Annotated in this window: 26 protein-coding genes; 8 read left to right on the forward strand and 18 right to left on the reverse strand. The window is 66.5% G+C overall.

The annotated features are described in order from the left end of the window. Positions 1–3: 3 nt before the first annotated feature. Entirely contained in the window at positions 4–1,239 is a 1,236-nt protein-coding gene (locus tag ACFQPB_RS07920) for an efflux RND transporter periplasmic adaptor subunit (RefSeq protein ID WP_382221573.1), read from the reverse strand. A gap of 106 nt (positions 1,240–1,345) precedes the next feature. Here ACFQPB_RS07920 and ACFQPB_RS07925 point away from each other — a divergent pair, with 106 nt between their 5' ends. After that, positions 1,346–2,029 carry a TetR family transcriptional regulator gene (locus ACFQPB_RS07925; protein WP_382221576.1) on the forward strand — a complete coding sequence of 228 codons (684 nt, stop codon included), beginning with the start codon at positions 1,346–1,348 and terminating at the stop codon, positions 2,027–2,029. On the opposite strand, the gene ACFQPB_RS07930 is transcribed toward ACFQPB_RS07925, so the two are convergent. From ACFQPB_RS07930 to ACFQPB_RS07970, 9 genes are all read right to left on the reverse strand, one after another. Beyond that, positions 1,968–2,309, reverse strand: coding sequence for a Na+/H+ antiporter subunit G (locus tag ACFQPB_RS07930; RefSeq protein WP_382221578.1), 342 nt, complete (start codon positions 2,307–2,309; stop codon positions 1,968–1,970). The genes ACFQPB_RS07925 and ACFQPB_RS07930 overlap by 62 nt on opposite strands. Before the next feature lie 11 nt (positions 2,310–2,320). Next, a complete protein-coding gene (locus tag ACFQPB_RS07935) occupies positions 2,321–2,596 on the reverse strand; it encodes a K+/H+ antiporter subunit F (protein ID WP_382199162.1) in 276 nt (91 codons plus the stop codon). Next, positions 2,593–3,129, reverse strand: coding sequence for a Na+/H+ antiporter subunit E (locus tag ACFQPB_RS07940; RefSeq protein WP_382221581.1), 537 nt, complete (start codon positions 3,127–3,129; stop codon positions 2,593–2,595). The genes ACFQPB_RS07935 and ACFQPB_RS07940 overlap by 4 nt, the downstream gene beginning before the upstream one ends. Continuing rightward, complete coding sequence (locus tag ACFQPB_RS07945) at positions 3,126–4,727, reverse strand: monovalent cation/H+ antiporter subunit D (protein WP_382221584.1); 1,602 nt, start codon at positions 4,725–4,727, stop codon at positions 3,126–3,128. Before ACFQPB_RS07945 ends, ACFQPB_RS07940 begins: the two co-directional genes overlap by 4 nt. Continuing rightward, positions 4,727–5,098: a Na+/H+ antiporter subunit C gene (locus ACFQPB_RS07950; RefSeq protein ID WP_382199166.1), complete on the reverse strand. Its 372-nt coding sequence runs from the start codon at positions 5,096–5,098 to the stop codon at positions 4,727–4,729. The genes ACFQPB_RS07945 and ACFQPB_RS07950 overlap by 1 nt, the downstream gene beginning before the upstream one ends. After that, positions 5,095–7,929 carry a monovalent cation/H+ antiporter subunit A gene (locus tag ACFQPB_RS07955; RefSeq protein WP_382221587.1) on the reverse strand — a complete coding sequence of 945 codons (2,835 nt, stop codon included), beginning with the start codon at positions 7,927–7,929 and terminating at the stop codon, positions 5,095–5,097. Before ACFQPB_RS07955 ends, ACFQPB_RS07950 begins: the two co-directional genes overlap by 4 nt. Before the next feature lie 95 nt (positions 7,930–8,024). Continuing rightward, positions 8,025–9,158 (reverse strand): MFS transporter, encoded by a 1,134-nt coding sequence (locus ACFQPB_RS07960; RefSeq protein ID WP_382221589.1) that lies wholly within the window; start codon positions 9,156–9,158, stop codon positions 8,025–8,027. Then, entirely contained in the window at positions 9,155–10,519 is a 1,365-nt protein-coding gene (locus ACFQPB_RS07965; protein WP_382221592.1) for a DNA recombination protein RmuC, read from the reverse strand. The genes ACFQPB_RS07960 and ACFQPB_RS07965 overlap by 4 nt, the downstream gene beginning before the upstream one ends. 109 nt (positions 10,520–10,628) lie before the next feature. After that, positions 10,629–11,408, reverse strand: a complete 780-nt coding sequence (locus tag ACFQPB_RS07970) for a COG4648 family protein (protein WP_382221595.1) — start codon at positions 11,406–11,408, stop codon at positions 10,629–10,631. Positions 11,409–11,547: 139 nt separating this feature from the next. On the opposite strand from ACFQPB_RS07970, the gene ACFQPB_RS07975 reads away from it, so the two are divergent. From ACFQPB_RS07975 to ACFQPB_RS08005, 7 genes are all read left to right on the forward strand, one after another. After that, complete coding sequence (locus ACFQPB_RS07975; protein ID WP_382221598.1) at positions 11,548–13,182, forward strand: NAD(P)/FAD-dependent oxidoreductase; 1,635 nt, start codon at positions 11,548–11,550, stop codon at positions 13,180–13,182. 129 nt (positions 13,183–13,311) lie between these two features. Next, positions 13,312–14,646 (forward strand): NAD(P)/FAD-dependent oxidoreductase, encoded by a 1,335-nt coding sequence (locus ACFQPB_RS07980; protein WP_382221601.1) that lies wholly within the window; start codon positions 13,312–13,314, stop codon positions 14,644–14,646. A 5-nt stretch (positions 14,647–14,651) separates the two neighbouring features. Continuing rightward, positions 14,652–15,509 (forward strand): MipA/OmpV family protein, encoded by an 858-nt coding sequence (locus tag ACFQPB_RS07985; RefSeq protein WP_382221605.1) that lies wholly within the window; start codon positions 14,652–14,654, stop codon positions 15,507–15,509. After that, positions 15,502–16,278 carry a lysophospholipid acyltransferase family protein gene (locus ACFQPB_RS07990; RefSeq protein ID WP_382221607.1) on the forward strand — a complete coding sequence of 259 codons (777 nt, stop codon included), beginning with the start codon at positions 15,502–15,504 and terminating at the stop codon, positions 16,276–16,278. Before ACFQPB_RS07985 ends, ACFQPB_RS07990 begins: the two co-directional genes overlap by 8 nt. Then, positions 16,271–17,050 carry a glycosyltransferase family 2 protein gene (locus ACFQPB_RS07995; RefSeq protein WP_382221609.1) on the forward strand — a complete coding sequence of 260 codons (780 nt, stop codon included), beginning with the start codon at positions 16,271–16,273 and terminating at the stop codon, positions 17,048–17,050. The genes ACFQPB_RS07990 and ACFQPB_RS07995 overlap by 8 nt, the downstream gene beginning before the upstream one ends. 1 nt (position 17,051) lies before the next feature. Beyond that, positions 17,052–17,810: a class I SAM-dependent methyltransferase gene (locus ACFQPB_RS08000; protein ID WP_382221612.1), complete on the forward strand. Its 759-nt coding sequence runs from the start codon at positions 17,052–17,054 to the stop codon at positions 17,808–17,810. Beyond that, positions 17,807–19,015: a cation:proton antiporter gene (locus ACFQPB_RS08005; RefSeq protein ID WP_382199180.1), complete on the forward strand. Its 1,209-nt coding sequence runs from the start codon at positions 17,807–17,809 to the stop codon at positions 19,013–19,015. The genes ACFQPB_RS08000 and ACFQPB_RS08005 overlap by 4 nt, the downstream gene beginning before the upstream one ends. Positions 19,016–19,029: 14 nt before the next feature. Here the strand turns inward: ACFQPB_RS08005 and ACFQPB_RS08010 are convergent, their stop codons facing one another. From ACFQPB_RS08010 to ACFQPB_RS08045, 8 genes are all read right to left on the reverse strand, one after another. Continuing rightward, positions 19,030–19,479, reverse strand: a complete 450-nt coding sequence (locus tag ACFQPB_RS08010) for a hypothetical protein (protein WP_382221615.1) — start codon at positions 19,477–19,479, stop codon at positions 19,030–19,032. Between the two features lie 71 nt (positions 19,480–19,550). Further along, on the reverse strand, positions 19,551–20,288 hold the full coding sequence (gene fabG, locus ACFQPB_RS08015) for a 3-oxoacyl-ACP reductase FabG (protein ID WP_382221618.1): 738 nt from the start codon (positions 20,286–20,288) through the stop codon (positions 19,551–19,553). After that, the gene (locus ACFQPB_RS08020; protein WP_382221621.1) at positions 20,285–20,719 is read right to left on the reverse strand and encodes an ApeP family dehydratase; all 435 of its coding nucleotides are present in this window, start codon (positions 20,717–20,719) and stop codon (positions 20,285–20,287) included. Before ACFQPB_RS08020 ends, fabG begins: the two co-directional genes overlap by 4 nt. Then, a complete protein-coding gene (locus ACFQPB_RS08025) occupies positions 20,713–21,516 on the reverse strand; it encodes a beta-ketoacyl synthase chain length factor (RefSeq protein WP_382221622.1) in 804 nt (267 codons plus the stop codon). Before ACFQPB_RS08025 ends, ACFQPB_RS08020 begins: the two co-directional genes overlap by 7 nt. Then, positions 21,513–22,703: a beta-ketoacyl-[acyl-carrier-protein] synthase family protein gene (locus ACFQPB_RS08030; RefSeq protein ID WP_382221625.1), complete on the reverse strand. Its 1,191-nt coding sequence runs from the start codon at positions 22,701–22,703 to the stop codon at positions 21,513–21,515. The genes ACFQPB_RS08025 and ACFQPB_RS08030 overlap by 4 nt, the downstream gene beginning before the upstream one ends. Before the next feature lie 33 nt (positions 22,704–22,736). Further along, positions 22,737–23,459 carry an SAM-dependent methyltransferase gene (locus tag ACFQPB_RS08035; RefSeq protein WP_382221627.1) on the reverse strand — a complete coding sequence of 241 codons (723 nt, stop codon included), beginning with the start codon at positions 23,457–23,459 and terminating at the stop codon, positions 22,737–22,739. Next, positions 23,456–24,256, reverse strand: coding sequence for a polysaccharide deacetylase family protein (locus tag ACFQPB_RS08040; protein WP_382221630.1), 801 nt, complete (start codon positions 24,254–24,256; stop codon positions 23,456–23,458). Before ACFQPB_RS08040 ends, ACFQPB_RS08035 begins: the two co-directional genes overlap by 4 nt. Beyond that, positions 24,253–24,855 (reverse strand): hypothetical protein, encoded by a 603-nt coding sequence (locus ACFQPB_RS08045; protein WP_382221633.1) that lies wholly within the window; start codon positions 24,853–24,855, stop codon positions 24,253–24,255. Before ACFQPB_RS08045 ends, ACFQPB_RS08040 begins: the two co-directional genes overlap by 4 nt. Between the last annotated feature and the right edge of the window lie 26 nt (positions 24,856–24,881).

Here is a 24,881-nt window from a genome sequence, read left to right on the forward strand (position 1 = left end):
CCCTCAAGGCTTGGCCGTTGCAGCGGGCGCCGCCGCTGCCGGCGTGGGCGACCAGGGCACGGGTTTCACTGGTGCGGTGGGGGGCAGCATCATCAGCTTCTGGAAGCCGTCCACCATCACCTGTTCGCCGGCCTTGAGGCCATCGGTCACCACCCACAGACCGTTCTGCTGGCCCGAGATCTTCACGGTGCGTGGCACACGTTGGCCCGCACCATCGATCACGGTCACGGTGTCGCCCTGCTGGGTGCGGGTGACGGCCTGCTGCGGCAGACCAAAGGCATTGCTGGCCTGTGCCTGCTCCAGGCGCACGCGCACGTACAGGCCAGGCAGCAGCTTGCCACCCGGGTTGGGCACCTCGGCCCGCAAGGTCACCTGGCCGCTGGTGCTGTCCACCGACAGATCGGCAAACAGCAGCTTGCCCATTTGCGGGTGTTCGCTGCCGTCGTCCAGCACCACACGCACCTGCGCGGCCTGGGCGCCGCTGCGCTTGAATCGGCCGGCCTCGATGGCGCGGGTCAACCGCAGCACCTCGGAAGCCGACTGGGTGAAGTTCACGTACAGCGGGTCGATTTGTTGCACCACCGCCAGCGGGGTGGCTTCGCCCTGCCCCACCAGCGCACCTTCGGTCACCAGCGCGCGGCCGATGCGGCCCGAAATGGGCGAGGTGACGTTGGCGTAGTCGCGGTTGATGCGGGCGGTCTGCACGGCGGCCTGGGCCACCGCCACGTCGGCCTGCGCCAGCTTTTGTGCCGCTTCGGCGTTGACAAAATCCTGCTGGCTCACGGCACGCTGCGCCACCAGCGGGCGGTAACGCTCCACCGTGGCGGTTGCCTGGCCCAGGTTGGCCTGGGCACGCGCCAGCTGCGCCTCGGCGCTGGCCAGCGCGGCGGCATAGGGCGCGGCGTCGATGCGGAACAAGGCCTGGCCAGCCTTCACGTCGCTGCCTTCCTTGAACAGGCGCTGCTGCACGATGCCAGCGGCACGCGCCCGCACCTGGGCCACACGCGAGGCCTCGAGGCGACCGGGCAGTTCGGTGGTCAGGCCCACGTCACCCGGCGCCACCGTGACCACGCCCACCTCCACCGGCGGCATGCCCCCACCACCACCCGCGCCCTGAGCGGCGGCGTCTTTGCCGCCACAGGCGGACAACAAACCAGCGACGGCCAACACGGCCACCGACAAAACAAAAGGCGCACGCAAACGCGGCGCCAGGGGTTTGACATGCATCAATGCAGACATGGTCAACCTTTGGAGAAATGTGGAATTTGAAACAGTCCGGCAGTATACATACAATCTTGAATGTATAGTAGAGACCCGTTTCAAATGCCCCCACAAAAAGAGAGACATGGTCAGACGCACCAAAGCCGACGCACTGGCAACCCGTGACAAGCTGCTCGACGCGGCAGAACTGCTGTTTGCCGAACGGGGGGTGTCGCGCACCTCGCTCAACGACATCGCGGTGGCGGCGGGCACCACACGCGGCGCCATTTACTGGCACTTCCAGGACAAGGCCGCCCTGTTCAACGCCATGATGGAGCGGGTGACCCTGCCGCTGGAGGACACCTTGGCCTGCGCCGGCCAGGCCTCAGACGACGACACGCCCACGGCGCCATTGGAGCGCATGCGCTCGGCCTTTCTCAATGCCCTGCACAAAACCGTGCACGACACACCAACGCGGCGGGTGCGCGACATCGCCACCCACAAGGTGGAGTACGTGGCCGAAATGCTGGACGTGCGCGACCGCCACCTCAAGGCGCGCGACGAGTGTGTGGCCATGACCCGCGCGGGCTTGCTGCAGGCCGCGCGCCTGGGCGATGTGAAGCTGCCCATGCCCGCCATCACGGCAGCGCACGGGTTACACGCGCTGATCGACGGTTTGATCCAGAACTGGCTGCTGGCGCCCGAAGCTTTTGACCTGGAGGCCGCCGGTCGGCAGAGTTTTGATGCCTACATCGGCGGCCTGGGTTTCACTTGGGCGAACGCTCGGGCACCACGTCGGGCGGCAGCGGCGCCCGTGACCGCAGCTTGAGGTGCAGGGCGGCCTGCGCCAGCAGGTTGGCCGACACCGGCGCGGTGACAAACACGAACAGCGTGATCAGCAACTCGGCCACGCCGGGCCGGCCCGCTTGCCAGCTCAGCAGCATGGACGCCAGCAGCACCCCGCCAACGCCCAGCGTGGACGCCTTGGTGGGCGCGTGCAGGCGCATGAAAAAGTCGGGCAGGCGCACCAGGCCAATGGCCCCCACCAGCAGAAAAAACGACGCCACCAGCAACAGCGCGGCCACCAGCCATTCGATCAGCACAGGCACGGTTGTTCTCCTTATTCGACCACGTCACCGCGCGTGAGAAAACGCGCCAGCCCCACGGTGGAGGCGAAACCCAGCATGGCCACCAGCAGCGCGGCCTCGAACAGCAGCGGCGTGTCCCAGCGCAAGCCCAGCAGCACGATCAGCGCCACCGCGTTCATGTAAAGCGTGTCGACCGCCAGGATGCGGTCGGTGGCGGCTGGCCCCTTGAGCAGGCGCCAGCCACACAGCAGCATGGCCAGGGCGACCGCGCCCAGGGCCATGTTCAAAGCGATGTCGATCACGTTCATGTCGAACTCCTTGGTTGCGCGCCAAACATCCGCAGCAGCGGCGCCTCGTAGCGGGCCTTCATGTCGCGCGCCATGGCGGCCGCGTCACCACAGTCGAGCGCGTGCACCCAGATGCGCGCACCGGCTTCATCGACCACCGCCGACACGGTGCCGGGCGTGGTGGTGATGATGCTGGCGAACAAGGCGTTGACCCAGGGGTGGGCGCTGTCCAGCGGCACGGCAATCCAGGCCGGTTGTGGCCGCGCCATGGGGCCCAGCACCAGGCGCGCGACGGTGATGTTGGACAAGACGATGTCCCACAACACCACGGCCGCCAGACGGCAGGCCGTGGGCCAGTGGATGTGGTTGGCGGGCCCGAGGAAAGGGGCGATCAGGCGCGGCACGCCCCACCCGATGAGCGCGGCGGACAACAGGTGCACCACGGCCAGGCTGTGAGACAAGGCCAGCCAACTCGCCGCCAGCAGCGCCGAGAGGATCGGGTGGGGCAGCCAGCCACGGCGCGCGGCGGTGGTGGCGGTGTGGAGGGGTTTCATCGTGCGGGCTCCCCACGGTAGGGGTGTGTGGTGGGCGCGGCCCCCTCACCCAACACGGCGCGCACGTAGGCGGCCTTGTCGGTCAGTTGTTGGGCGGTGGCGTCGGTGTAGCGTTTGAGCGGCGAGGCCAGCCCCGCCATCACCACACCCAGCAACAACAGCAAGGCGGTGGGCGCGATCAGGCGCGCGCTGTGGCCCGCGTGGCCAACGGCATCGGCCTCGCAGGGCTGCACATGCCAGAACACGATGGCCCCTGCGCGGGCCAGGCCGATGATGGTGAAGAAGCCCACCACCAGCACCACGCTCCAGACCCAGGCTTGGGCGCTGAGGCCATGCGAGGCCTCCAGAATCATGAGTTTGCCCAGAAAACCGGGCAGGGGCGGCAGGCCAGCGGCAGACGCCGCGCCCAACAACATCATCAGGCCCAGCAACACGGGCTCGCGCACGGCGGGCGCGGGCTGCAAGCGGTCGCAGGTGTCGCCGCGTTGGGCCGAGATCAGTTCCACCAGCAGGAACAGCGCAGCAACCACCAGCGTGCTGTGCAGCGTGTAGTACAACGCCGCCGACCAGGCCTGGGTGGAATACAGCGCCACACCCGCAAGGATGGTGCCGACCGACGACACGGTGAGGTAGGCCACCAGACGCGCCATGTTGGGTGCGGCCAGCGCGCCCAACACGCCCAGCGCGCTGGTGGTGAGCGCCAGCGGCAGCAGCCAGCCGGCCACACTTTCGGTCAAGGCGCCCGCATCGATGCCGAAGATGACCCCGTGCACCCGCAGGATGCTGTAGACCCCCACCTTGGTCATGATGGCAAACAGCGCGGCCACCGGCGCGCTGGCCGCCGCGTAGGTGGCAGGCAGCCAGGCGTACAGCGGCACCAGTGCGGCCTTGAGGCCGAACACCACCAGCAGGATGACCGCAGCCACATGGGCCAGGGTCGCGTCGTCGCCTTGCAACTGGGCCACACGCTGCGCCACGTCGGCCATGTTGAGGGTGCCCGTGGTGGCGTAGACCAGGCCCAGGCCAATGAGGAACAGCGCCGAGGCGGCCAGGTTGAGCACCACGTAGTGCACGCCCATGCGGAAGCGCTCGCGCCCCTGCCCGTGCACCAACAGCACGTAGGAGGCGATCAGCAGCACCTCGAAAAACACGAACAGGTTGAACAGGTCGCCGGTGACAAACGCGCCGTTGAGGCCCATCAACTGAAAGTGGAACAGCGCGTGGAAGTAGCGCCCCCGTGTGTCCCAGCCCCCACAGGCGTACCACAAGACCGGCAGCGCCACGGTGGCGGTGAGCAACAGCATCAGGGCCGAGAGGCGGTCCACCAGCAGCACGATGCCAAACGGCGCCGGCCACTCGCCCAGCCGATAGACCATCAGTTCGCCTGTGCTCGCGTGCACCACCAGGCCCACCGCCATCAGCACCCCCAAGGCCACCGACGTGAGCGACACACGGCGGCACACACCCACGCTGTCGCCATCGTGCCCGTGTTCGCCCCCACTGTCGCCCAGCAGCAGCAAGACCACCGCCGTCATGGCCGGCAGCAGCACCGTCAACACGGGCGCGTGTTGCAGCCAGAGTTCCATCAGCATCGCCATCAGCGGTCCCCCGCCTTCGCGCGCTGTGGCGCGGGCTCGTGCCCATCGACGTGGTCGCTGCCGCTCTCGTGTCGGCTGCGCAGCGCGAGTTCGATGACAAAACCGGTGGTGGCAAAACCGATCACGATGGCGGTCAGCACCAGGGCCTGGGGCAACGGGTCGGCCACAGCCGCACCGCCGGTGAGAATGGGCGGCGCGTTGTGCCACAGCCGGCCCATGGCGACCAGGAACACGTTGACCGCGTAGCCCAGCAAGGACAGGCCCAACACCACCGGGAAGGTGCGCCCGCGCAGCATGAGGTAGATGCCGGCCGCGGCCACCAGGCCCAGGCCAGATGCGAGCAGAAATTCGAGGCTCATCCAACTGTTCATGACGTGGCTCCGGTGGTGGCGGACGGGGCCGTGTCGCGGCTGGCGTTGCCCAGCACCGACACGGTCAACAACGTGGCGCCCACCACGGTGAGGTAGACGCCCAGGTCAAACAAGGCGGCGGTGGCCAACGGCAGTTCACCCAGCACTGGCACGTGCGGGTGACCGTGGGCGCTGGTGAGGAAGGGACGGCCCCAGACGAAGGCGCCGATGCCGGTCAGGCCCGCGATGCCGAGGCCGGCGCCAATCCACTGGATGAAGCGCCGCCCCAAACGCGCGCGCAGCATGGCTTCGGCACGGGCCTGGCCCAGGGCCATGAACTGCAGCACCAGGGCCACGGCGGTGATCAGGCCGGCAATGAAGCCGCCGCCGGGCAGGTTGTGGCCACGCATGAAGATGTAGAGCGTGAACACCAGCGCCAGCGGCAGCACCACCGACGCCGCCACCCGCAGCAGCAGGGGTTGTTCGGCAAAGGTCCAGGCCAGACCTTGCGCATCGGTGCCGGCACGGCGCGTGCGCATGCCCTGCATCAGGGCGTACACGCCCAGTGCCGCAATGCCCAGCACCGTGATCTCGCCAAAGGTGTCGTAACCCCGGAAGTCCACCAGGATGACGTTGACCACGTTGGTGCCGCCGCCCGCAGGCAAGGATTTGTCGAGGAAGTACCACGAGATCGAGTCGTGGTCGCGGGTCATGACCAGCCAGGCCAGCCAGCCCACACCACCGCCGCCGGCCAGGGCCAGCAAGGCGTCGCGCCCCCGGCGCGCGCCACTGGATTCGCGCGGCGACGTGGCCGGCAGCAAGGCCAGGCCCATGAGCAACAACACCGTGGACACCACCTCCACCGACAGCTGGGTGAGCGCCAGATCGGGCGCCGACAGGCCAATGAACGACACCGCCGTGACCAGCCCCACCACCCCGACCAGCACCACGGCGCGGAAACGCTGGTGGTGATCGCGCACGATGAGCACCAGCGCCACCACCAACAACAGCCACAACACAACCGCCAGCGGTGAAGCCGGCAACAGGGCGCGCGCACCACCCACCACCGGCTGCTCCACCAGCACCACCGCCGCACCCACAATGGCCGCGCCCAGGGTGATGGCCACGTAGCGCTGCAGCGAGCCGTTCTCCAGCGCATCGGTGAGCCGGCCGGCGAGGCCAAACAGGCGGTCCACACTGCCTTCAAACAGACTGCGCCCCGTGAGCGCGCCAAACCAGTGTTCGGACTGGATACGGTGCAGCCAACGCCCACGCGCCAGCCACAGGTAGAGCACCACGCCGGCCACCAAGGCGATGGCACTCATCAGCAGCGGCAGGTTGAAGCCGTGCCAGATGGCGAGGTGGTATTCGGGCAGCGCCTTCCCCGTCATGGCGGTGGCGGCCACATGCACCATGGGACCAAACAACGCGGCCGGCAACAGCCCCACCGCCAGGCAGATGGCGGCGAGCAGCGCCACCGGCGCTTTCATGCCCACCGGGGGCTCGTGTGGGTGCATGTGGGGCATGTCGCCCGGCGGGCCGTTGAAGAAGGTATCGTGGATGAGGCGCAGCGAATAGGCCACGCTGAAGGCACCGGCCAGCGTCACCAGCGCGGGCACCAGCCACGCCAGCACACCCGCGGCGGCCGTGCCGACCACCGCCTCGGTGAAGTACATCTCTTTGGACAGAAAACCGTTGGTCAGTGGCACACCGGCCATGGACGCTGCCGCCACCATGGCCAATGTCGCTGTCCAGGGCATGAACTTCCACAGGCCACCCAGCTGCCGCATGTCGCGCGTGTGGGTCTCGTGGTCCACGATGCCCGCCACCATGAACAGCGGCGCCTTGAAGGTGGCGTGGTTGAGTACGTGAAACACCGCCGCCACGGCCGCCAGCGGCGACCCCAGACCGATCAGGAACGTGATCAACCCGAGGTGGCTGACGGTGGAGTAGGCCAGCAGGCCTTTGAGGTCGTGTTTGAAGATGGCGATAAAGGCCGCAAAACACACGGTCATCAAACCGGCGGTGGTCACAATCGCCTCGAAGTAACCCGAACCGCCCAGCACCGGGTACATGCGCATGAGCAGAAACACCCCGGCCTTGACCATGGTGGCCGAGTGCAGGTAGGCCGACACCGGGGTGGGCGCAGCCATCGCATCGGGCAACCAGAAGTGGAAGGGGAACTGCGCGCTTTTGGTGAAACAGCCCAGCAGAATGAGCAGCAGGGCCGGCAGGAACAAGGGCGAAGCCTGGATCTCGGCGGCGCGGCCCGCCATCTCGCTCAACTCAAAGGTGCCCGCGATCTGGCCCAACAACACAAACCCGCCCAACATGGCCAAGCCGCCGCCGCCGGTGACGGCCAGCGCCTGACGGGCACCCGCACGGGCATCGGGCCGGTGGCTCCAGTAGCCCACCAGCAAAAAGGACGACAGGCTGGTCAGCTCCCAGAACACCACCAGCAGCAGCAGGTTGTCCGACAGCACCACGCCCAGCATGGCGGCCATGAACAGCATCATGAGGCTGTAGAACTTGGCCGCCGAGTCCTCGGGCGCGAGGTAGAAGTGGGCGTAGACGACGATCAAGAGGCCAATGCCGGTGATCAGCAGCGCAAACATCAGCGACAGGCCATCGAGCCGGAACGTGAGGTTCAGGCCGATCTCGGGCACCCAGGCCCAAGCGTTCATCAAGGTTTGACCGTCGAACACGGCCCCGCCCTGCTGCAACAGCAAGGCGATGCAGCCCAGCGTGATGGCGCCGGCAAAAGCGGCAGAGGCCGGCCGCCCATGGCGCCCGCCCCATGCCGTCAGCCCCACGCCCAGCACCAGGGGCAACATGACGATCAGCAATAACACGGCTTTATTCCCAAAACTTCGAATCTAACGCAAGATAAAACTGCGTCAGACAAGTTCCGCACACCGGCCCAAAAAGGGCAGCGCCACGCCGGGCCTCAGCGCCGCAGTGGCAGCCGTGCGCCCAGGCCCACAGCGGCACCCGCGACCCAGAACACACCGGCCGTCCCCACCACCACACCGGCGCTGCCGAACAGCAGTGGCATCAACACGCTGGAGCCATTGATAGCCATGAGCCGCAGGCCCAGCGCCTCACCATGGCGATGGCTGGGCGTGATCTGGTGCAAGGTGCTCATGATCATGGGTTGGACCGACCCCAAGGCCACGCCCAGCAGCACCGACAGGCCGCCCATGGCCAGCGCGGAGTGTGCCAGCGGGTAGACACCGAACAAGAGTGCCGTGGCCACCATGGCCCCCGACACCACCACCGCTTCCCGCAAATGGGCGGCCAGCAAAGGCATCAGCACACGCACGGCGGTGGCCGCCAGCGCAAAACCGCCCAGCACGGCACCAATGGCCGACGCACTCATGCCGCGTTCGTGCCCCAGCACGGGCACCAGAAAGGTGTGCACGTCCCAACACGAGGCCAACAGCCAGTTGACGATCATCAGGCGTCGGAACGGTGGCTCGCGCATCAGGTCCCAGGCACCGGGGCCGGCTGCGGCCGTGGCGCTGGGCGCGGCGCGGGCGGGCGCTTGCTGGCTGCGCACCCACCACCAACTCAACAAGGGCACCAGCGCGAGCACGGCAAAGGCCAGCCGAAAGCCCCCGTGATCGATCAACAGCCCAGCCCCAAACGGCCCCGCGAAGTTGGACAAGGCCGGGCCAATGGCCAGCCAACTGAACACCTGCTTGAGCTCGGTGGGGTTGGTGGCCAGCACACCGGCCTGGCGCTGCACCGCAATCGAGGCTGCGCCGGTGGCGCCTCCGGTCAACAGCGCGGCAAAACACAGCACACCAAATGCGGGCCAAGCGGCGGCGGCCCCCGCACCCAACATGGCCACCAACACGGCCCAGCCGACCGGCCGACGCAGGCCGTGGCGATCGGCGTAGCGACCGGCAGGCAAGGCCAGAAACACCTGCGCCAGCGCAAACAAGGCCAACAGCACACCCACCGCCACCGGGCTGTGGCCCTCGCGCAAGGCCAACAAAGGTGCGGCCATGCGGGTGCCCGCCATGCACACGTGCAGGCACACGTGGGCTGCGATCAGGCGCAGGAGCTGCTGTTTCATTCGTCCTGCTCGGGCAGGGGCAGCAAGGCCTGCGCCTGTTCGGTGGGCAAGGCCTCCACCTGTTTGAGTGCACGCCCCATGGCGCGGCTGCGCACTTCGGCGCTGTCCAGGGTGTTGAGCACCGTCTGGGTCTGGGCCTTGACCTTGGCCAACACGTCACCAAACTTTCCGAACTCGGTCTTGACCGCCCCCAGCACCTGCCAAACCTCGGAGCTGCGCTTTTCCAGCGCCAGGGTCCGAAATCCCATCTGCAGCGAATTGAGCATGGCCAGCAGCGTGGTGGGCCCGGCCAGCGTGACGCGGTGATCGCGCTGCAGTGCCTCCATCAGGCCAGGGCGGCGCAGCACCTCGGCGTAGAGACCTTCGGTCGGCAAAAACATCAACGCGAAGTCGGTGGTGTGCGGTGGCTCCACGTACTTCTCGGCCATGCTTTTGGCTTCAAGCCGGATGCGCGCTTCCAGCGCCTTGCCAGCCGCATCGGCCCCCGCCACGTCGGCCCGTTGCTGGGCATCGAGCAGGCGCTCGTAATCTTCGTTGGGAAACTTGGCGTCGATGGGCAACCAGCAGGGTGCACCATCGTCCCCCCGGCCCGGCAGGCGGATGGCGAAATCCACCACGTTTTTGCTGCCCGGACGCGTGGCCACCTGGGTGGCGTACTGGTCGGGCGCAAACACCTGCTCCAGCAGCGCCGCCAGTTGCGCTTCGCCAAACATGCCACGCGTTTTCACGTTGCTCAACAGGTGTTTCAAATCGCCCACGCCCTGGGCCAGGGTCTGCATCTCGCCCAAGCCTTTGTGCACCTGCTCCAAGCGCTCGGCCACCTGCTTGAAGCTCTCGCCCAGCCGGGCCTCCAACGTGGCGTGCAGCTTTTCGTCCACCGTGGCGCGCATCTCGTCGAGCTTGGCGGCGTTGTTCTGCTGCAGTTGGGCGAGTTGCTGCTCCAGCGTGGCCCGCACCTCGGCCAGGCGGCGCGCGTTGCTTTCGCTCAGGTCTTGCAGTTGTTTGGTGAGGGTGTCGGCCAGCGTGCCACGCAACTGCAGCAGCTGCTGGGCAAAGGCGTCGATCTGCGCGTTTTGTGTGCGGGTGGCATCGGCACTTTGCTGCGACAGGCTGCCCTGAAAAGCGCTCAGCGTCTGCAACAACTCCTGGCGGCCAGCGCGCGCCGACTCGGTAACCTCGTGGCGCAGCTCGCGCTCCAGTCGCTCGTCGCCTCCTTTGACGGCGTCCATCAACTGCTGACGGTGCAGCGCCTGCGCCGGGGTTTCCTCAGATACGGTCGGCTTGCGCAGCACCAGCCACATCAACAGCAACAGATTGACCAAGCCCAGGGCCAGCGAGAGTTCGGGAGGGGTAAACATCATGACGTGGCAATTTTGACGCACATCCGGCACCCGAAGGCCCGGACGCCTTGCCGCCTTTTTGACAAGGGCCCAGAACAAGGCCCCAGAACGCCAAGCCTCAGAGGCAAGCTCACTTCACGCTGTTGGCGCGTTGGGCTTTCCAGGCACGGACGGCATCTGCCATGGTGGAAGGTTTGTCGTCTGGCAATGCATGGCGCCGCCAGAAATATTCGCCCACAAACATCAACACAATCAACGGGCCGCCCAACAGATTGGCGAAGGTCGACCACACGACCACTGGCGCCAACACAAACAACAACGTGGACATCACCGCCATGCCCACAAAAAACACGCACCAGGCACCGGTCACGCGCCGGGTGTAGACCAGTTGGGCCGGCGAGAGCACACCACCGTGCACACTGCGCGCCATGCGCGTGACCAGCGATTCCCCCGGGCCACGCAGGCTGCGCCCAAACACATGGGCCATCAGCAGATAAACCCCCAAATGCTCCAGGTAGTACAACAGCGCCACCTGGCCTTTGAGGTGGGGCCAAAAACCCACCAGCAAGCCGATCACGCCCATCCCGAGCAGCGCACCCAGCCAGCGATGCGGCAGGCGCGACAAGCCCACCGCCAACGCCGATGTGATGGGCACCAAGGCCAGGACCGCACCCCAGCCGCTTGATCCCGGATGCGTGCTGGCGTAGTGCGAGGCCACCGCCCACACCACCGCCAGCACCACCACCCCGACGGCCCGCGCGTGGCCCCACAGTGAGTCGGCTGCACCTGCCGCATCCTCAGTGTCGAGGGTTGCCGCTTCACAGGGCAACCCGGCCGGCAAGGCGTCGAGGATTTCGGGCGGGCGGGAGGACATCGGCAGCGTGGGGCGTGGGCAAGGCAGGAACACCAAGCGCGGATTTTAGGTGCTTGGTGCCCCACGCTGCGCCACACACTGCGCTCATCAGCCCGCAACCGCCGCCCGTAGCGCTGTAGCACCGCTGGCAGGCACCCCGGGCAAACCGGTCAAGACGTGAAGCGATACTCTGCCCATGGGCAACACACATTCCCCCACCGACGTCGTCATTCTCGGCGGAGGTCTGGCCGGCCTGACGCTGGCCCTTCAACTCAAAAAACGAGACCCCGATACCCAGGTGCTGGTCCTGGAGCGGCGCGCCGACCCGGCACCCGACGCGACCCACAAAGTGGGCGAGTCGTCGGTTGAAATCGGTGCCCATTATTTCGATCAGGTGCTGGGCCTGGGTGACCACCTCAAACAGCACCAGCTCCGCAAGTTCGGTTTCCGCTTCTTCTTCTCCGAGGGGCGCCGAGACATCGACCAAGTGACTGAAATTGGCGCCAGCCGCCATCTCTCGGTGCCCAGCTACCAAATCGACCGGGGCATCTTTGAGAACCACCTGGCACTTGAGGCCAAACGCCGGGGCATCGGGCTCATCGAAGGGGCAACGGTTCGGCAGGTGGCACTCAACAGCGCCTCAGCAGCAGCAGCAGATGGCCCACACCAAGTGGGTTTCGAACACGGGGGCAGCACCCACACGGTGCAGGCGCGCTGGGTGGTGGATGCCAGTGGGCGCGCCGGTTTGCTCAAACGCCAACTCGGCCTGGCCGAACCCAACCAGCACCTGGCCCACGCCGTGTGGTTTCGCATCAAAGACCACATCCACCTCGATCGCTGGAGCAGCGACCCACGTTGGCGCGCGCGCTGCGATCCACAAGCGCGTTGGCTGTCGACCAACCACCTGGTGGGCGCGGGCTACTGGGTCTGGCTGATTCCCCTGGTCTCAGGCTCCCACTCGGTGGGCATTGTGGCCGACCCCTCGATGCATCCCTTCACGGACATGAACAGCTTCGACAAGGCCATGGCTTGGCTGGAACACCACCAGCCGCTGCTGTTCGACGAGCTTGATCAAAAACGCCACCTGCTGCAGGACTTTGCCTGCTTCAAACGGTTTTCCTACGGCTGCAAACAGGTGTTTTCCGCCGAGCGATGGGCCCTCACCGGCGAGGCCGGGCTGTTCCTCGACCCGTTTTATTCGCCTGGCAGCGACTTCATTGCCATCGGCAACACCTACATCACCGAACTGGTTGCCATGGACCGGCGGGGCGAGCGCCTGGGCGCCCGCGCACAGATTTTTGACCAGCTGTTCCATTCGTTCTACGACAGCACCATGGCGCTGTACCAAGACCAGTACACCCTGTTCGGCGACCCCGAGGTGCTGCCGGTCAAGGTGATCTGGGATTACACCTACTACTGGGGGGTGCTGGCCCAGTTTTTTTTCCACGACCGGCTGACCGATTTGTCCGCGCTGGCAGCGCTGCGTGGCGAGCTGGCCCAATGCCAGCAACTCAATGCGAGCATGCAGAACTTCCTGCGCCAGTGGTCGGGTCTGAGCCTCAAACGCAATCCGGCGGTGATGCTGGACCAAGCACAAATGCCCTGGTTCGCCGAACTCAACCGCAGCCTGACCGACAAGCTCGATGCCAACGGCTTCATCGCCCGCATACGCGAGTCACATGAACGCCTGAACCGCCTGGCGACCGAAATCCTCCGCCGAGCGCAAGCAGCGCACCCCACATTGGACACCAGCGCGTTGGCCCAATGCCTCTCAGCCACCGCCGATGCCACGGGGACAGACGAACCCATGCTGCACGAAACCCTGCCCTGAACACCACACACACGCACATGCCCGCACGCCGCACGCCCCAAGGGCGGGCAGCAGTGGAGGGACTATCATTCCGGGTTGCCTTCCGATGATCGACCCTTGGTTCCGGCCGACACCCACACGTCTATTTTTATGAATTCAATGGCCCTGGCAGACACCGGCCCCACTTGCGATGTCCTGGTGATTGGCGGCGGCCCCGCCGGATCGACCGCAGCCAGCCTGCTGGCCCAAAAAGGCCACCGTGTTGTGCTGCTGGAGAAGGCCCACCATCCCCGCTTTCACATCGGCGAATCCCTGCTGCCGGCCAACCTGCCCTTGTTTGAAAAAATGGGCATCGCGGACCAAATCAAGGCGATTGGCATGCACAAGCCCGGCGCCGAGTTTGTCTCCATGGAGCACAACCGGGCGCAGACGGTGCATTTCGCCGAAGCCTGGGACAAGTCCATGCCCCATGCCTACCAGGTGCGCCGGGCAGATTTCGACAACATCCTGTTCCGGCACGCGGCGTCCCAAGGGGCTGAGGTGCACGAAGGGGTCAAAGTCACCGGGGTGGACTTTCAAGCCCAAGGTGGCGCCGTGGTCAGCGCCCGCAACAACGACGGACAGGACCTGCGATGGCAAGCGCGGTTTGTGGTGGACGCCTCTGGGCGCGACACCTTTCTCGCCAACCGCTTCAAGACCAAGCAGCGCAACCCGCGCCACAACAGCTCGGCGGTGTACGCCCACTATGAAGGCGCACAGCGGCATGGCGGCGCGGACGAAGGCAACATCAGCATTTTTTGGTTTGCCCACGGCTGGTTCTGGTTCATACCGCTGACCAACGGCACCACCAGCATTGGCATGGTGACCTGGCCTTACCACATGAAAACGCGTGCTCGGCGCAGCCTGCAGCAGTTCCTGGACGACAACATCGCCACCTGCCCACCGCTGCTGGAGCGGCTGAAACAGGCGCGACAGGTCAGCGACGCCGAGGCCACAGGCAATTTCTCCTACGTCTCGACCTGCACCCACGGTGACAGCTACGTGATGCTGGGCGACGCTTACGCCTTCATCGACCCGGTGTTTTCATCGGGTGTGTGGCTGGCCATGCACAGCGCCGTGGTCGGCGCCGACACCGTAGACACCTGCCTGCGAGAGCCCCACCGTGCGGGCGCCGCGCTGAAGCACTTCGACCGCACGATGCGGCACGGCCCCAAGGCGTTTTCCTGGTTCATCTACCGGGTCACCAATCCCATCATGCGCGACTTCCTGATGGGCCCCAAGAACGTGTTGCGGGTGAAAGAAGCGATCTTGTCGGTGTTGGCGGGCGACGTGTTCGGCAAAACACCGATCTGGCGCTCCCTCCTGGTGTTCAAGACCATCTACTACGTCGCCAACATCGTCCAGCCCCGGCGCGCCTACCTCGCCTGGCAGCGCCGCCGCGTCAACATCCGCAAGGTGGACGACCCCAGCCTGTACAACGCATGACGCGCATGCCAACACCACAGGCACGGCATCGCGCCCGTGCGCTCATGGGCTGTGTGCTGCTGATGGCCGCCGCCGGACACACCGCACAAGCCGCCCAGGAGCAGCCCCTGTGGGAAGTGGGGCTGGGCGCAGCCGCCCTCCACTTTCCGGCGTACCGGGGGTCAGACCAGGGCCAAGGCCTGCTGCTGCCTGTGCCTTATCTGGTCTACCGAGGCGATTTCTTCAAGGTGGACAGGGACGGCGTTCGCGCGCAGTTGTTCGATTCAGACCGGGTGGAACTCACCTTCTCGGGGGCACTCTCGCCGCCAGCGTCCACGCGGGACGTGCGCGCACGCGCCGGCATGCCGGATCTGCGAGCCACCTTCGAAGTGGGCCCCCAGCTCGACCTCACCCTGTGGCAAACACAGCGGCGCAGCGCCACACTCAAGCTGCTCTTGCCCGTGCGCGCCGCCTTCACGCTGGAACAACGCCCCCAACACGTGGGTTGGGTGTTTCACCCCAAACTCAACCTCGACGTCGCACATGTCGGTGGCCTGGCGGGCTGGAACCTGGGGCTGCAGGCCGGCCCTCTGTGGGGCGACCGCAGGCAACACAACCACTTTTATGGCGTTACCGCGCCCTACGCCACAGGCGAGCGGCCCGCCTATGCCGCCGCTGCGGGTTTCGGGGGCATGCAGTACGTTGTTGGCGTGTCCAAACGCTACCCCAACCACTGGGTGGGGGCATTTTTGCGTTACGACAACCTCACCGGCGCACGCTTTGTGAACAGCCCCTTGGTGCGAACCCGACACCATGTGGCGGCTGGGGTGGCGGTGTCGTGGGTCCTGGGTTCGTCCGCCACCCGTGTCGCCGTTGATGACTGAGCAGCTTGCGCAGCGCCGGCCGCTGTGGGCGGTGTACGAGCACGTCGCCATGGTCGTTGGGTTGGGGAGCCTGGCCCTCATGTGCCTGGCGTGGTTGCCCTTTGCCATGCTGCTGACCCCCCTGTTGCCACCCGCCACGGGGCAGCGGCTGGGCCGCCAAGCCATCATGTGGGGTTTTCGTGTTTACCTGCGTGTGTTGGGTGCCGTGTGTGGCTGCCGTTTCGACCTCTCCGAACTGGACAACCTGCAACACGACGGCCCGCTGATCATCGCCGCCAACCACCCGTCCCTGCTCGATGTGGTGCTGATCGTGTCCCGCTTGCCCAATGTGCTATGTGTCATGAAGGCCAGCCTGATGCACCACCCGCTGTTCGGCGCCGCCGCGCGGCTGGCGCGCTACATCCGCAACGACGGCATGTTGCAAATCGTCCAACAAAGCCGCGAGGCGCTGCCGACCGGCGCGCAGGTGCTGATCTTCCCCGAAGGCACACGAACGGGCACGTTTCCCCTGGGCGCCCTGACGCCCACCTTGGGACTGATCACCCAACGCTCGGGTGTGCCCGTGCAAACCGTGATCCTGGAGTACTCCACGCCCTACCTGGGCAAAGCCTGGCCGCTGTGGCGCAAGCCCATGCTGCCGCTGCGTTGCCGCGCGCGCCTGGGGCGCCGGTTCGACGTGCCCACCGACCACGCCCTATTCACCCAAACGTTGGAAGCCTACTTTCGACAGGAATTGACCCCGCCTGCACAGGCCATCCACGATGACTGAGACCCCACCCGCCCCATCGACCACCCATGTGGTGTTGATCCCGAGCTACAACCCCGGCGCCGGTGTGCTGGAGACCGTGCGCCAAGCCCGAGCGCAATGGACGCCGGTCTGGGTCGTTGTGGACGGCAGCACCGACGGCACCGACGCCAGCCTGCAGGCCATAGCCCAAGACGACCCAGGCTTGCGGGTCATTGTGCTGCCACAGAACCGGGGCAAAGGCTCAGCCGTGCTCGAAGGCATCGATCAAGCCGCCCGGGCCGGCTTCACACACGCCCTGACCATGGACTCCGATGGCCAGCACCCGGCCCATCTGATTCCCACTTTCATGGCCGCGTCCTTGCAATCGCCCGCGGCCATGGTGCTGGGCAAACCGGTGTTCGGCCCGGAAGCGCCCGCCCTTCGCGTCAACGGACGCAAGGTGTCCAACGGCTGGGCCAACCTCGAAACCTTGTGGATGGGCATCGGCGACTCGCTCTACGGCTTTCGCGTCTACCCCATCGCGCCCCTGTCCCGCATCATGCACGCCAACCGTTTCATGCGGCGCTTCGACTTCGACCCCGAAGCGGTGGTCCGGCTCTGCTGGGCAGGCGTGCGGCCCATCAACATCGACGCGCCCGTGCGCTACCTCAGTGCCGAAGAAGGTGGCGTCTCGCACTTCAAATACCTGCGCGACAACAGCCTGCTGACGTGGATGCACACCCGCCTCTTCCTCGGCTTTGTGGCCCGACTTCCCCTGCTGATCTGGCGCCGACTGCGCACCTTCGGAGAATGACATGAACCCCACCCCAGAACCCACCGCAGCGCTGAAGTCCGACCCGCGCATGCAGCAGTACTTCAAGTCCGAAGACGAACGCCGCGCCATGACACAAGCGATGTTCGACGAAGCGGCCTCGGGCTACGACAAGGCCGAAGCCCTGACCGCGATGGGCAGTGGCGCCTGGTACCGCCGCGACGTGCTGCAACGCAATGGCCTCAAACCCGGCATGGCCTTGCTGGACGTGGCCGCTGGCACCGGGCTCGTCACCGTTGCCGGGCACGAGCTGGTCGGCCCCCAGGGCCGCGTGTGGGCCTTGGACCCCTCGCCCGGCATGTTGTCTGAACTGCGCAAAAAGGTGAAGGTCGAGACGCTTGTGGCCTATGCTGAGGCCATCCCACTGCCTGATGCCCAGGTCGACTTTGTCTCCATGGGCTACGCGCTGCGGCACGTGAGCGACCTGAACCTGGCGTTTGCCGAATACCTGCGTGTGCTGCGCCCGGGGGGGCGTGTCTGCATCATGGAAATCAGCCGCCCCAGCAACCGGGTGCTGCGTGGTCTGCTGCACTTTCACCTCTCCGTGATTGTTCCGGTGTTGGCGCGCCTCACACGCCGCCACGCCGACGTGCAGCGCCTGTGGGCCTACTACGGCGACACCATCGAATCCGCGCTGGAGCCACAACCCATACTGGACGCCTTGAAGCGGGCCGGTTTTGTCGACGTGGGCTGCTCGGTGACCCTGGGTGTTTTTCGCGAATACACCGGACGCCGCCCGTGAACACCACCGAAATTTTTCTCATCGCGATGCTGATCATCTTCAGCATCCCCTGGTTGGTCTGGCGCCTGTGCAACACCGACTACTACGCCCCCCTGGTGGTCGTGCAGATCGTCATGGGCATCGTGCTCGGCCCCGGCGTGCTGGGTCACTGGTTTCCGGCGTACTACGACTTTGTGTTCACACCCACCGTGGTGCACTCCCTCAACGGCATCGCTTGGTGGGCGGTCATGTTGTTTGTGATGATTGCGGGTGTCGAGCTCGACCTCAACAAGGCTTGGCAACACCGCCGCGAGAGCGGCATCACAGCGGGCTTTGCCCTGGGCGCACCCTTGCTGCTGGGCTGTGCCGCTGCCGCCGTGTTGTTGGGTTTTGACGGCTGGGTGGGTCAGCAAGCGCAGCCCTGGCAATTTGTCGTGGGCATTGGCATGGCCTGCGCCGTCACCGCCTTGCCCATACTCATCCTGCTGATGGAGAAGCTCGACATCCTGCGCCACCCCCTGGGCCAGCGCATCCTGCGCTACGCCAGTCTGGACGACATCGCCATCTGGGGCGTGCTCGCCTTGATCCTGATGGACTGGAGCCGCATCGGCAAACAGCTCGCCTTCCTGGTCGGGTTTGTGGTGCTGGGTTGGGCGTTTCGCCGCCTCATGGCGTGGCTGGACGAAAAAGACCGCTGGTACGTGGCACCCATCTGGCTCGCCTTGTGCGGGCTGGGCTCTGACTGGGCGGGGCTGCATTTCATGGTTGGCGCATTCCTCGCAGGCGCCATCATGGACGTCCACTGGTTCAACCAAGACAAGCTCGACCAACTGCGCCACCACGTGCTGCTGATCATGATGCCCGTGTTTTTCCTCTCCACCGGCCTGCGCACCAACTGGGCCGTGGGCGGCACCGAGGTCTTCGCGGCAGCCGCGCTGCTGCTGGTCGCATCGGTGGCCGGCAAACTCGTTGGTGTGCGCTTGGCGGCGCGCGTGTTGCGCTGGCCCGCAGGAGAGGCCTCCATCATTGGCTGGCTGCTGCAAACCAAGGCCCTGATCATGATCATCTTCGCCAACATCCTGCTCGACAAGCAGGTGATCACCAACGAAACCTTCACCGCCCTGCTGCTGATGGCCGTGGCCAGCACCATGCTGACCGTGCCCATGGTGGAGCCGCTGATGCGGCGTGCGCGCGCGTTGGCCGGTTGGGCCAATCAACGCACCTGATCCTGCGCCAACGTCTACGAGTTGCTGCAGCCCACCCGCTCGACTTTGATCGCGCCCATCACCGACACACCCTTGGCGGTGTTCTCCCCGCTCATGACCGAGGCGCCGTTGCTGGACGACGCCAAGCGGGCGCTGCAATGCAGCTTGATGTCCATGCCGCCCATGACATTGACCGCCGCACGCAGGCAGTACCAACCCTGGGGGTTGAGCAACTCGATGGCGGAGCCGCCCATGACGTTGACGCCTGGGTTGACCATGACAAGGCTCGGGCCGGCCGTGACCTCGCGGTCCGCCGTGCCCGGGCCAATGCCAAACACCTTGACCGAGGTGGCCAGCGTCCTGTAGCTGGGGTTGGGGCCGAAGGGATGTTCACCCCAGGCCGCCAGGCAGGCCTGAAGCGCGCCGCTTTCATTGTCTTGCGCGTGGCTCGGGCCTGCAGCCGCCCATGTGAGGCAGGTGGCCAAGAGGCAGGCTAGGTGTCGGAGGTGCCGCATGTGTTTCGCTTTCCGGCCCACAACGGGCCTGCGGGGCGCGTTCAGATCATCGCCCCATTGATAGAAATGACCTGTCCGGAAATGTAGCCTGCCTGGTCTGAGGCCAAAAAGGCGACCAGGTTCGCAACCTCTTGCGGCTGGCCCACACGTTGCATGGGCACCAGGCGCTTGACCATATCCGCATCGAAGCTGCCCTCGATCATGCTGGTGGCGATGAGCCCCGGCGCAACGGCATTGACGGTCACGCCCCGGCTCGCCAGCTCCAGCGCCAGCGATTTGCTCGCCGCGTGCAGCGCGCCCTTGGCGGCGGAATAGTTCACCTGCCCCCGGTTGCCCGCCACGGCCGCCACCGACGAGATGCTGACGATGCGGCCCCAGCGCGTGCGCATCATGGGCATGGTCAACGGCTGGGTCACGTTGAAAAAGCCATTGAGCGACACGTCGAGCACCCGGTCCCACTGCTCGCCGCTCATGCCCGGAAACACTGCGTCGTCGTGGATGCCGGCGTTGTTGACGAGGATCTGGATCGCGCCGGCTTCGGTGAGGGCCTCCAGCGCAGCGGCGGTGGCGGCACGGTCGGTGATGTCGAAGGCCACGGCCTCGGCGCTGCCGCCTTCGGCCACGATCTGCGAGGCGATGGCCTGCGCTTTTGCCAGGCCCCGGTTGGCGTGCACGATGACATGGTGGCCGTCGGCGGCCAGGCGCTGGCAAATGGCGGCGCCAATGCCGCCACTGCCGCCGGTGACCAAAGCGCGTCGGCGAGTGGATGAAGCAGTCATAGGGATTGTGCGTCGAGCACCACCGAGGCGCGGCCTTCAAGCAGGCAGCGCTCGCCGTGGTGGATGTGGAATTGGTAAAGGCTGAGGCGGGTGTCCCCTGACAAGCGCTCCGCGCTCACACGCAGCGGCCCGGCCAGATCGTCCAGGCGGTTCACGTGCAGGCTCAGGCCACGCACACTGGTCAGAAAACCTCGGGTGGGCGCCGCGTCGGACGGCGCCAGCAAAGCGCCGTGCGCCGCCATCGCCTGCGCCGCGTACTCCACACCGACCGCAGCGCCCAGCCGCCCGGCCGCACGCAAGGGGTTGGCCGGGTCCGTGTGGCTGATGGCATCACAAACGATGCGATGCTCGCTCCATTCGAGCACGTTCTCCAACAGACACATGTTGCCCTGGTGGGGAATGTGCGCGGCAATCCACGCGTGGTTCAGCACGGTTGAAGCTCCAGTTGAAGCTGCATGGGCGCCAGGTAGTCCAGCACCACGGCGCCCGCCATGCCATGCGCCAGGTGATGCAACAGTGGCAAGGCGCGCATGGCCGGGATGTTCCGGCGCAACCGCTCCAGGGCCGGCACCGCCAACACGTCGGCCGGCGCGCGGCCAGCCGTCACCGCGACAGACGCCAGCGAACGCTCGCTGCGTTGCGCGCTCAACAACAAGGCCACACCGCCGCAGTCGGGCGTGTCGCGTTTGGCGTGCAGCGGTTCGGGGTATTCGCTGTCGTAGGCCACCAGCAACACCGGTTCGCCGCCCAGGGCCACCTGGGCCAGGGCGTCCAGCAGGCCGGCGCCGAAGCTGGCATCGAACGCGCCCAACACCTGGCAAGGCGCCATGCTGCGCGTGGCAATGCCCCAGTAGCCGGCGGCGGCGTTGTGCACCGAGTTGTGAAAACGTGTGGGCGATATCTGGCGGTCGTCGCCCGCGAGCTGCTCACACAGCGCGTGGCAGTTGTGGCCGTCGGCGCCCGAGGCCGAAAACACCGTGGCCAGCGTGGCGGCATCGGCGCCCGCATGGGTCACCGCCTCCAGGCCCACCCCCAGACTGAGCCGTATCACGCGGCTGGCGCGGCGGCGTTCGGCCGGGGGCAACAACATGGGCGCGGGCAGCACGCTCGGGGCCGGCACATAAGCCACCTCGTCGCGCAGCACCGCCGCTGCGGTAGGCCAGTCTGGCAGCCCGGGTGCGATCAGACCAACGCCGTTGATCCAGGCATGCAAGGGTGTGGGGTTCATTGCGCCACCCCCAACACGAGGCTGCAATTGCTGCCACCAAATCCGAACGAATTGCTCAGTGCGTGGCGCAGCGGCGCATCGGCACCGTGGCGCTGGTAGCGGATCGGGATGGACGGGTCGAGCGCGCCGGTACCGGGGCTGCCGGGCAGGCGCCCGTCGGTCAGCGCCAGCGCGCAGATGATGGCTTCGATGGCGCCGGCAGCGCCCAAGGTGTGGCCCATGTAGCCCTTGGTGGAGTTGGCCGGCACGGTGTCGCCGAACAGCGCGCTCACGGCCTGGCCTTCGGCCGAATCGTTGGCGGGCGTGGCGGTGCCGTGCAGGTTGATGTAGCCCATATCTTGTGCTTGCAGGCCCGCCGAGCGCAGCGCGGCCTCCATGGCCAGGCGTGCGCCCAGGCCCTGCGGGTGGGGCGCCGACATGTGGTACGCGTCGCTGGACTCGCCCACGCCCAGCAGCAGCACCGCACCGGCCGCTGGGGCCTCGTTGCGCTCCAGCAGGGCAAAGGCCGCGCCCTCGCCGATGGAGATGCCGTCGCGTTGCGCGTCGTAGGGCCGGCAAGGTTGTGTCGAGGTGAGTTGCAGCGAGGCAAAACCGTAGAGCGTGGTCAGGCACAGCGAATCGACACCACCAACAACGGCCGCATCGATGGTGCCCAATGCGAGCTGGCGTGCCGCTGCGGCAAACACCTTGGCGCTGGACGAGCAGGCGGTGGAGATCGCCATCGCCATGCCTTCCAACCCAAAGTGGTCGCGCGTGAACTCGGCGAGCGAGAACGCGTTGTGGGTGCTGCGGTAGTGAAAGTCGTCGGGCAGCGCGCCACTTTGCGGGTCGCGCCGGCGGTAGGCCAACTCGGTCTGAAGGATGCCGGCGGTGCTGGTGCCCAGGAACACGCCCACGCGGTCGGCGCCGTAGCGCGCGGCCGCCTCGCGCACGCGATCGGCAAAACCATCGGTCTCCAGCCCCATCAAGGTGAGGCGGTTGTTGCGGCAGTCGTAGCGTGCCAGCGCGTCGGGCAAACGTTGGGCATCCACACCGGGCACCTCACCGACCCAGGTGTTGAGCGCGACCGATTCGAAGGCGCAAGCGGTCAGCGCGGAACGCTCGGCGCGCAAGGCCTCACGGTGCGCCTGCAGGCCACGCCCGAGGGCGGTGGTCAGCGTGTAGGCAGAGAGCTGGACAGGGTTCACAACAAGCGGGGCAACAAGGCCATGGGTTGAGGATCAGGCGGGCACACGGCACGCCAGCATCACGTTGGCAAAGGGTTTGCCGTGGCTCATGGGCTCGGACTCGACCACAAAGCCCAGCCCCGTGAGCAGCGTTGTCCACTCGGCCAGGCTGCGGCAGTAGAGGCGCGGCAGGCGGTGCCCCCGAGCGAAGGTGACCAGGTGGTCCACCCAGTTGGAAATGTGGAAAGGCAGGCCCGCACTGGCGTCGCCAATGCGGGTGAGAAACAGGCCACCGGGCGGCAGGGCCGCGCGTATGCGCTGCAACACCTGCGCCTGCTGTTCATGGGGAAAGTAGTGCAGTGCGTCGAGCACCGTGACCACATCCACCTGCCCAAAGTCGGCTTGGTTCATGTCGCCACGTTCGACCCGGACCACCGGGTGGTTGGCGCCAAAGCAGCGGGCCGCGCGGTCCACGTCGTTCTGCATGAGCTCGATGCCACGCATGCTTTGAAAATGAGGCGCGGGGGCCCAGTCGGCGGGCCACTGGCCACGCACGTGCATGCGCTGAGCGGCCAACAGCCAGCCAAACAGGCTGCCCTGCCCACAACCCAGGTCCAGCAAACGACCTGTGGCGGGCAACAAACCCAAACGCAGCACCTCCCGGAAAATCGGGTCGGAGCCGAGCTTGCCACGCGCATAGTGGTAAGCAAATGGCCCGGCCACTTTGAACGGCTGGGTCGCGTCGTCGAGCAGGGTTCTAAAAAAGGAATCGGTCATGTCAATGACTGTTGCAATGTCACGGTGTGGAGTCCCTGGGCTTTGATGCAGGCCAACAGCGCCGGCAAGGTGGCGAGGATGACGGCTTGCCCCTCGGGCGTGAGTGCGGCGTGGCCATCGTGCATCAGCAGAATGTCGCCCGGGCCCAGCCCATGCGTCAGCCGCTGCAAGACCTGCTGCGGACGGCCATCGCGGGTGTCGTAGGGCCGGCGCGTCCAGGCGGCAAGCTGCAGGTCCAGGCTGGCCAGCACCGGCTCCAGGAACGGGTTGCGCAGGCCAGCCGTCGGGCGAAAAAACAGCGGCGCCTGGCCGGTGATGTCGCTCAGGCTGGCCTGCGCGGCTGAGATGTCGGCCCGCATGCGGCCTGGGCCAAACAGCGAGAACAGGTTGGAATGCGCGTCACCATGGTTTTCGACCCGGTGGCCCCGCGCGACGATCTCGCGGCACAAGGCGGGCTGCGCCCGTGCCCGCCAGCCAATACAAAAAAAAGTCGCTTTGGCACCTGCGGCATCCAGCAGATCCAGCACACGCGGCGTGACCTGCGGATCGGGACCGTCGTCGATCGTCAATGCCAGTTCGTGCCGTGCCTGCGAAGCGGGCGGCAGGCGCGTGAGGTTGGGCCCCAGCAGGTGTGTTCGCGGCAGAAGCCCGGCGCCGGTGATGACCGCGTGGTTGAGCGCCAGCGCGCCCAGCGCCCAGGGCCAAACCGCCGGCACGGCAGCGGTGCCCAACACGGCCCCCACATGGAGGGCGGCCGAGGCTTTGAGCGCGGGTGAGATCGTCCAGGCGCGGCTCATGTCAAAACAGGAAAGTGACGCTGGTCAAGGAAACCCTGCCACAGCGGCAGCCACGCCGCCCAATCGTGGCCCCCAGACACGGTGACGTGGGTGGCCGTTGGCAGTTGGGTGGCCAACATCTGCATGCCGTCGGCAAAACGGTCCTGTTCGCCGTAGCCCATGAACACCGGCACCGCAGGCAGCGGCGTTTTGAGCCACGTCCACAGGCGCACATCGGGGTCGGATTGCTGGTCGGCAGGGGGCTGCCAGGCATGGAGCCCGCCCGCGCGGCGGATGGCGTTGGTGGTGATGCGCCCACCCGCGTAGGGCGCAAGCAGGCACAGGCCATGCATCGTGCCGTGCCGCCCTGCCAGGAACGACAAAGCCAGTTGGCCACCACGCGATATGCCCCCCAGCCAGACACGCTGGTAGCGCTCGCGGGCCGGTGCCAGCCAGTCCTGCTCCAAGCGTTGCAGCGCGACCCGGTTGTCGGCCCCCTCGGCGTGCAGATCGGGCGCGATGAGGTCCAGCGCCAACGCGCGCTGCGCCACCTCGACAAACAGCCCGGCAGCGCGCATGTGCTGCGGCGTCATCAAGGCGCCCGGCAGCATGATCAGCACGCTGGTGGCGCCACATTCATGTCGCT

The organism is Hydrogenophaga atypica (assembly GCF_042665215.1).
GTDB classification, from domain to species: Bacteria; Pseudomonadota; Gammaproteobacteria; order Burkholderiales; family Burkholderiaceae_C; genus Hydrogenophaga; species Hydrogenophaga defluvii_A.

Bases quoted from the DNA above. Each gene is read 5' to 3' on its own strand.
- ACFQPB_RS07920 (WP_382221573.1), bottom strand. From the start codon at position 1,239: ATGTCTGCATTGATGCATGTCAAACCCCTGGCGCCGCGTTTGCGTGCG.
- ACFQPB_RS07925 (WP_382221576.1), top strand. From the start codon at position 1,346: ATGGTCAGACGCACCAAAGCCGACGCACTGGCAACCCGTGACAAGCTG.
- ACFQPB_RS07935 (WP_382199162.1), bottom strand. From the start codon at position 2,596: ATGAACGTGATCGACATCGCTTTGAACATGGCCCTGGGCGCGGTCGCC.
- ACFQPB_RS07940 (WP_382221581.1), bottom strand. From the start codon at position 3,129: ATGAAACCCCTCCACACCGCCACCACCGCCGCGCGCCGTGGCTGGCTG.
- ACFQPB_RS07945 (WP_382221584.1), bottom strand. From the start codon at position 4,727: ATGGCGATGCTGATGGAACTCTGGCTGCAACACGCGCCCGTGTTGACG.
- ACFQPB_RS07950 (WP_382199166.1), bottom strand. From the start codon at position 5,098: ATGAACAGTTGGATGAGCCTCGAATTTCTGCTCGCATCTGGCCTGGGC.
- ACFQPB_RS07960 (WP_382221589.1), bottom strand. From the start codon at position 9,158: ATGAAACAGCAGCTCCTGCGCCTGATCGCAGCCCACGTGTGCCTGCAC.
- ACFQPB_RS07965 (WP_382221592.1), bottom strand. From the start codon at position 10,519: ATGATGTTTACCCCTCCCGAACTCTCGCTGGCCCTGGGCTTGGTCAAT.
- ACFQPB_RS07975 (WP_382221598.1), top strand. From the start codon at position 11,548: ATGGGCAACACACATTCCCCCACCGACGTCGTCATTCTCGGCGGAGGT.
- ACFQPB_RS07980 (WP_382221601.1), top strand. From the start codon at position 13,312: ATGAATTCAATGGCCCTGGCAGACACCGGCCCCACTTGCGATGTCCTG.
- ACFQPB_RS07985 (WP_382221605.1), top strand. From the start codon at position 14,652: ATGCCAACACCACAGGCACGGCATCGCGCCCGTGCGCTCATGGGCTGT.
- ACFQPB_RS07990 (WP_382221607.1), top strand. From the start codon at position 15,502: ATGACTGAGCAGCTTGCGCAGCGCCGGCCGCTGTGGGCGGTGTACGAG.
- ACFQPB_RS07995 (WP_382221609.1), top strand. From the start codon at position 16,271: ATGACTGAGACCCCACCCGCCCCATCGACCACCCATGTGGTGTTGATC.
- ACFQPB_RS08000 (WP_382221612.1), top strand. From the start codon at position 17,052: ATGAACCCCACCCCAGAACCCACCGCAGCGCTGAAGTCCGACCCGCGC.
- fabG (WP_382221618.1), bottom strand. From the start codon at position 20,288: ATGACTGCTTCATCCACTCGCCGACGCGCTTTGGTCACCGGCGGCAGT.
- ACFQPB_RS08025 (WP_382221622.1), bottom strand. From the start codon at position 21,516: ATGAACCCCACACCCTTGCATGCCTGGATCAACGGCGTTGGTCTGATC.
- ACFQPB_RS08035 (WP_382221627.1), bottom strand. From the start codon at position 23,459: ATGACCGATTCCTTTTTTAGAACCCTGCTCGACGACGCGACCCAGCCG.
- ACFQPB_RS08040 (WP_382221630.1), bottom strand. From the start codon at position 24,256: ATGAGCCGCGCCTGGACGATCTCACCCGCGCTCAAAGCCTCGGCCGCC.